Origin of the sequence: Shewanella sp. SR44-4 (assembly GCF_014163715.1) — a bacterium.
Lineage (GTDB): Bacteria > Pseudomonadota > Gammaproteobacteria > Enterobacterales > Shewanellaceae > Shewanella.
Genome location: NZ_JACJDU010000087.1, coordinates 1 through 5,951 on the forward strand (window position 1 = coordinate 1; position 5,951 = coordinate 5,951).

The window sequence follows — 5,951 nt, forward strand, 5'->3', positions numbered from 1 at the left end:
TATGCTTAGATTATGCTTAGATTATGTTTAGTGTTTACAGCATAAAACGTTTTTGAGTCTCCAAAAAAGCATTACCCGCAGTGATACCGGCAAGATAGTCATGTTGTAAATCCATATCAGTACTCCCTAACAATTTACTTTGAAGATTGTCTTCCGCAAAAATTTGAATAATTTCGACATCTTCAGGAGGGTTAGTGATAAAGGCGAGTTCTTTTTGATAAGCTTGCTCATGCTGTACCAAATAATCAATCATTTTTGGGCAATACCCAGACACGTAAATCCATGACTTAAGTTTACGTACCCAAGCAGCCTGAGTATGACAGTCGGCATTCACCGTTCGAATAACCACAATTTTTTTAGCACCACGGCGATAGGATTCTCGCACAGGTAAAGGCTCAGCAAGTCCACCGTCAAGGTAGATGTCTGTTTTATGGTCATCAACGTTTGCTTTGGCCTTATTTGTTGAGCTAAAGGCCTGCCTAGGTGTGAGTTTAACCCCTTGTTTATACAAAAAAGGAAATGCACTCGAGGCTTTAAGTAATTGGCGCCAGTGACTTGTATGACCGTTTGGGCTTAAGAAATAGCCTTGTCTATCGCGTGAATTCGTTGCGCTGAACAATAATTCTCGTTGACCCAATGATTTAGTAGCTGTCGTAAAGTCTAATGCAAAACTACCTTGAATGGTTTTATCAAAGTACCAATCCAAATCAATAGCATTGCCACCTGCTAATCCACGGCCTAGTTTGTAAAAATTATTACGACGTGTTAATTCACCAATTAATCTCTTGGCATAACCTTTCTGACGAGATAAAAAGCTTGTAATATTTTGTGAGCCTGCAGACGCCCCTATAAATAAATCGAAAGGATCAAAATCATTCTCTAACCACGCATCTAATACACCGGCTGTGAATATTCCTCGTTGCCCACCACCTTCTGCAATAAGTGCCATTTTAACACATGACTCTTCACAAGGATTAATTGGGGGGGGTGATGTAATGACTTTCATAGCAGGCCTTTTTATAAAAAATGCTGAATAAAATAACGTCGTAGAACTTGCGATTACATATCTGTTGGCAGTAACAATGACCTCAGGTGTTTAAGCAGTACAGTTCCGAGTTCGCTAACTTAACCGCGCGAACAGAAGAGTCGTACCATGAACGCGAGTCCTGTTAGGATTTTGACATGGTGTTTAACTATAGTGTTTCACGATAGCAGGGCATTCGCTGTGGATCAGATTCAGCGCTTACTCACCGAACAGGAGTTTATGCCTAGGAGCGAATATAGAGGACACAAGCCTACCGCTCCTGTAAGCAGCGGCACAACGCCAATATAGCCCCATATGCCAATTGTGTCGGTGGCAGCAAGTCCAATAAGAACTAGCCCGGCGGTAACGCGGAGCGAGCGATCGAGCATACCTTCATTCGTCTTCATCGTATTTCTCCTTTGTCGAGTCACTGGGCCACTCTGCTAAGTTACAGATAAGATCGAATATCGTCCCAGCCTTACGCGAATCGATTAGATGTCTCTAAGCATAAATCGTAACTGTTCCCGGCGTCTGTTCGCCAGCGCACGCGAGATAATTTTCAAGAATGGTTAAATCGAGCGACATGGCGAATAGGCTAAATTATTTTCTGCTAGGGATTATCATTTGAGATAACGTTACTTTAAAAAACGGTCAATTGTATTTAACTGGTCAACATTCGTGAGAAAGCAAAAGCCAGAGGGTACGGTGACGCACAGAGTCAAAGTTCGTAGCACAGTATGATGTGTTATTGGATCTTAAATAAACAGTTAACCATTAATAAAATGCTATTAAATTCAGTAACCTATTAATTTGCTTAATTAAGTGTATTTCGTGAAGCTTATTTTAAACGGAGAGAGATATTTATGGCTGCAATAAAAAAACGCAAAGTTGTCGATCATATCGTAGAGACGATTTATCAATATGGTGTCCGTCATGTCTTTGGCATTCCAGGGGATGCTATTAATGATTTGATGGACGCCATACGCCGCCATGGAGAAATCGAATTTATACAAGTTCGCCATGAAGAAAGCGGGGCATTCGCCGCATCAGCCCAAGCAAAATTAACCGGTAAACTTGCCGTTTGTGTTGGTACTGCTGGAGGTGGGGCTATACATTTGCTCAATGGTCTGTATGACGCTAAGCTCGACCATGCCCCCGTTCTTGCAATAACTGGACAGTTACCACGCAGTGAAATCGGTAATCACTCGCATCAAGAAATTAATTCATCAGCTCTGTTTTCTGATGTGGCTGTGTTTAATCAAACCTTATTTGCCTCAGATCGTGTTCCCGAGATTATTCAGCAAGCGTGTAATAGCGCGCTGATTGAAAAAGGGGTTGCTCATATTGCTCTGCCTGCTGATGTTGCCACTGAGCAAGTTGAAGCTGACATTACGGGTCATCCAATAGCGGGCGCTGAAACGGGACCAACTAAACCTTTAGCATCAGCATTAAACAGTGCAATTAGCTTAATTGAGCAAGCTGAAAAAATTGTTGTTCTAGCGGGTGTTGGGGCTATACCAGCACGTCAACAGTTACTTACTTTGTTGAAAAAATGCAACTCCCCACTTATCAGAACACTAAAAGCCAAAGTACTACTTCCGGATGAGCATGAATATTCCTTAGGAGGGCTTGGCCTACTTGGTACGCGGCCATCAGTTGATGCGATGAATAATTGTGATTTACTTGTGATGCTAGGGACTGATTTTCCCTACAAAGAATATTATCCAGGAAAAGCCAAAGTTATTCAGGTGGATAAAGAAATTCGACATATTGGTCGACGTTGCCCTGTGGATGTATCGATAGTCGGAGATGTAAGTGAAGTACTAGACCAATTAATCGTTGATTTACCTCAAAAAGAAAACGACAACTTTCTTACTGAATGTCGGCGTCAGAAAAGGAGTTGGTCAGAAGAGCAAAGCGAAGCAGAAAACTCGCAAGATATGCCAATAAAACCCCAGTGCCTGGCTCGAACCGTCGGCGAGCTTGCGAATAAAGATGCCATTTTTCTTTGTGATACGGGTACAGTGACCGCATGGGTCGCACGACATCTACCCGTTACTGAACAACAATTATTTACCCTATCAGGCAACTTGGCCACAATGGCATTTAGCATGGCTGGTGCGATAGGCGCGCAATTGAAATTTCCTGAGCGGCAGGTGGTAGTCCTTATTGGGGACGGTGGTTTTAGCATGTTAATGCAAGAGTTTATTACTGCAGTCAATCTAACATTACCCATAAAGGTTATTATTTTTAACAACGCCAAGCTAGGGTTAATTCAACTAGAGCAAGAAAGCAGCGGTTACCCTAATTATAAAACAGCATTAAAAAATCCAGACTTTTCAGAGTTTGCTCGCTTATGCGGTGGTGAAGGTTGGAGTGTAGATCGCCCTGAGCTGCTAGTAAAAGCGTTGGGAGAAGCATTTGCTAGCAAAAATGCCTGTCTGATCGATGTCCATATCGATCCTAATGAACTCGTCATGCCGCCAAAGCTCGAATTGGCTCAAGCGGTAAATTATTCGATTGCTAAAGCTAAGGAGTTTTTAAATTCAAATGACTGATTTAAAAATATGTGGGAACGATTCCGAAATGCTATTACCTCAGTTAATGAGTTGTGCAGGCTAGTAGAACTATTGTGCAGGCTAGTAGAAATATATCAACCTCAAGGTGAATATGCCGAAATAGGTCAATCTTGAAATGGTTAAGAAATGTTGGTTAGACCGTTAGACGTTAGGGATACATTTTCTCATATTTTGAGTCTACATTTAGTTGATAACGCTAAAACGTTTATGAGCACAAATGGGTTAAGGGCTTAACCCATTTGTGCTCATTTAAGTGTTAGTCGATGATATTGTCAGCTCAAAAAAATTCGTTTCAGCGTACAACATCCAATCAGATTATCAACACAGATAAATCTTACTCTACCTTAACGTTACGTTATTGCCTGCAACACTCGAATAATTCTGAGTTTACTCTATGGCTTGCACCATGCTTGCGGCATAATGGCGTTAAATATTTAACAGAGTCGTTATAATGGATAAGCAGCAAGACAGTTACATGACCGAAGAAACACTCATTGAAGTAGTCGAAAATCAAATCGCCGACGGTGAGCCCAAAAAGGTAAAAGAAACCTTGATGCGCTTAGTCATGACAGGTACACCGCGTGACGAAGCTATTCAAATGATGGCTTGCGCGTTGGCTATCGAAGTTTCCGATGTCATGAAAAATGGTTCCTCTTTTAACGAAATACGATATGGCCAGCATTTGAATGCACTACCGAATATGGATTGGATGGAAGATTAATAGCAGCTCATAAATTCGTGTTTTGTTAATCCCGATAAGTGACATTATCGGGGGCTAATTGAAAAGTCTAAAGAAAGATGTTGGATTTGCATCTTCGATGAGTAGTGTTGGAGCCTGTTTAGATCTCCTAATCACAACGAACAATAGACTTAAACGGTTTAAAGCTGTTGGTTTTGTTCGTGCATCAAAAGTACAGCCAACTGTTTTAATACGCTTAGTGCGATATTAGCTTACTGCGTCATTCGTTTTATCACTACAACGATCCTCACACTGGGGGCGGCTATTTAACAAGGAGTGGCAAGCTTAGTCTTTATTATGCTGATGTTGCTCTCTATTTATATAAAAGTAAGTTCACAGGTCAATGTTAACTAATTTACGAAGATTCAAATGGGTTATTAATGCTTAGATTCGAACACTGTAATGCCAAAACGTGTACTAATGAATTACTCGCCTTGGGTCAGGCCGACATGAAAATGTGGTACATTTTTGAGTGGTTAGATAAGCACGAGGAATTACAAAACGGGACTCAAGCAGAAATAATTAAACTTTATGTAAATGATGAATTGGTAGGGTACAGTCTTTTTGAAAACTTTGAAGCCCGTGCAGACAAAGTCACTTGTCATCAAGGTGTGAACTATAAAGAATTGGGTATTATTCATTTTGTAACAGTCATAGAGCATCGTAATAAAGGTTATGCTACGTTGTTGGCTAATGCGTTGCTTAAAAATATTATTGAACCTATGTTGGCACGTTATAAAGATTTTCATGTTTACGTCATTGCGACGGGTCGAGCGGTCCCATTAATGGAACGGACTGATATCCCTTCAAAATACCTAATCAAGCAATTCTATTCTGATATATCGTTTGAAGAGAAAGTTGTAAATTACCTAAGCAAACAAGAACAAAATGTATTGAATGCAGTTACTTATGAAATTTAAAATAAACAGCTAACAAGTCAATCTGAAGCATACTTATGATTGTTCTAATTGTGAGTGTTAGAGCTCAGACACCAACACAATTTGGTCTAGAAGTGGGTTAGGGCGTATAAGACATTTATTTGTGCCCCGAGCAGGTTCGATAGACAGATCAAGTGCAGTGTACCTGTTTAGAGTTTCCATCTTTTCTGACTGAAATTAATTCTCAACAGCAGGAAAATATGGTTTAGCTACGTCTATAAAACTAAGCTAGGGATCGTTAAAAGTCAGAGTCATCCGCATTATCTGTATTGAAAACTGAAGCTTGAAAAAAAGTAAGAGATTTTATTGATGTGTTCGAAAATTTCATCTCATTCAACAATTATCAAAATACGCTTTGCCTATACAAAATCAAATGCACCAAATCTCGAAAACATCTCATGAGTTAATGCGGATAATTAATGTTAAATGAGATAAATTGAATGTAAGTGCTTCAGTTTACATTCTGAGTCCATTGGCCTTGTTAAGTCGTTCCGATTTCACTTAGTGTCGCCTAAAAAATTCAAAGTTCACTGACTTGCTCAACGTTAACCCCCTGTGTCAGGATAGTTGTCGCCTCAATTAATTTACAAATAAACAGGGAGCGGTAAGTTACAGCAAGTGAATTATCAAAGGCATTCCGGTCAATTTAAAGAAGCTATATTAAACAAGTT

General features: G+C 40.1%; 5 protein-coding genes. 3 read left to right on the plus strand and 2 right to left on the minus strand.

The window, feature by feature from the left end; all coding sequences use genetic code 11:
• Positions 1–34: 34 nt before the first annotated feature.
• Both H5125_RS21220 and H5125_RS21225 read right to left on the minus strand, forming a co-directional pair.
• Complete coding sequence (locus tag H5125_RS21220; protein ID WP_182745390.1) at positions 35–1,006, minus strand: patatin family protein; 972 nt, start codon at positions 1,004–1,006, stop codon at positions 35–37.
• 230 nt (positions 1,007–1,236) lie between these two features.
• Positions 1,237–1,431 (minus strand): DUF2892 domain-containing protein, encoded by a 195-nt coding sequence (locus H5125_RS21225; RefSeq protein WP_101088290.1) that lies wholly within the window; start codon positions 1,429–1,431, stop codon positions 1,237–1,239.
• 456 nt (positions 1,432–1,887) lie between these two features.
• Between H5125_RS21225 and H5125_RS21230 the strand changes: the two genes are divergently transcribed.
• From H5125_RS21230 to H5125_RS21240, 3 genes are all read left to right on the plus strand, one after another.
• The gene (locus H5125_RS21230; protein WP_182745392.1) at positions 1,888–3,582 is read left to right on the plus strand and encodes a thiamine pyrophosphate-dependent enzyme; all 1,695 of its coding nucleotides are present in this window, start codon (positions 1,888–1,890) and stop codon (positions 3,580–3,582) included.
• 472 nt (positions 3,583–4,054) lie between these two features.
• Positions 4,055–4,324, plus strand: coding sequence for a hypothetical protein (locus H5125_RS21235; RefSeq protein WP_182745393.1), 270 nt, complete (start codon positions 4,055–4,057; stop codon positions 4,322–4,324).
• A gap of 398 nt (positions 4,325–4,722) precedes the next feature.
• Positions 4,723–5,262, plus strand: a complete 540-nt coding sequence (locus H5125_RS21240; RefSeq protein ID WP_182745395.1) for a GNAT family N-acetyltransferase — start codon at positions 4,723–4,725, stop codon at positions 5,260–5,262.
• The last annotated feature ends 689 nt before the right edge of the window (positions 5,263–5,951 follow it).

What these genes read in the sequence shown, in the direction of transcription:
- H5125_RS21220 (WP_182745390.1), bottom strand. Translation starts at nt 1,006, where the DNA reads ATGAAAGTCATTACATCACCCCCCCCAATTAATCCTTGTGAAGAGTCA.
- H5125_RS21225 (WP_101088290.1), bottom strand. Translation starts at nt 1,431, where the DNA reads ATGAAGACGAATGAAGGTATGCTCGATCGCTCGCTCCGCGTTACCGCC.
- H5125_RS21230 (WP_182745392.1), top strand. Translation starts at nt 1,888, where the DNA reads ATGGCTGCAATAAAAAAACGCAAAGTTGTCGATCATATCGTAGAGACG.
- H5125_RS21235 (WP_182745393.1), top strand. Translation starts at nt 4,055, where the DNA reads ATGGATAAGCAGCAAGACAGTTACATGACCGAAGAAACACTCATTGAA.
- H5125_RS21240 (WP_182745395.1), top strand. Translation starts at nt 4,723, where the DNA reads ATGCTTAGATTCGAACACTGTAATGCCAAAACGTGTACTAATGAATTA.